Annotated in this window: 1 protein-coding gene; it reads right to left on the reverse strand. The window is 63.0% G+C overall.

Translation table 11 applies throughout. The features are described 5' to 3' along the window. Positions 1–559 (reverse strand): hypothetical protein (locus tag EOA32_RS39105; RefSeq protein ID WP_189407749.1); only part of this gene is annotated, 559 nt, incomplete at both ends.

Raw genomic sequence — 559 nt, forward strand, 5'->3', positions numbered from 1 at the left:
CGTTGTCGAGGTCGGTGATGCTCACGTCGGTGTCGGCGATCGCAACCGCCGAACCGTTCTCGGTGAAGGTGGCCTGGTAGTCGGCTCCGGTCTTCAGGCTCGAATTGTTGGCATCCAGATCCAGCACGGGGGCATCGTTGACCGCGGTGACATGGATGGTCGAGGTCGCGGTGTTGCTGTTGGCCGAACCGTCGTTGACCACGACCGTTATGCTGCGGTCTGTCGTGTTCGGACTGTCGCTCGAGTTGCTGAACACGATCTGATGCAGCGCCGTCTGATAGGCGGCCAGCGTCGCCGAGCCAGTGAGCGTCAGCACGCCGGTCCCGGAATTGTAGCTGGATGCCGTGATGCCGGCCGGCAGCCCGCCGTTGACGGCCAGGAGGTCGCTGGCCTGTGCATTGGTCAAGGTGATCGTGGCCGAGGTAACGTTGGCGTTGTCGAGGTCGGTGATGCTCACGTCGGTGTCGGCGATCGCAACCGCCGAACCGTTCTCGGTGAAGGTGGCCTGGTAGTCGGCTCCGGTCTTCAGGCTCGAATTGTTGGCATCCAGATCCAGCAC

Source organism: Mesorhizobium sp. M1A.F.Ca.ET.072.01.1.1 (assembly GCF_004023325.1).
Classification (GTDB): Bacteria; Pseudomonadota; Alphaproteobacteria; order Rhizobiales; family Rhizobiaceae; genus Mesorhizobium.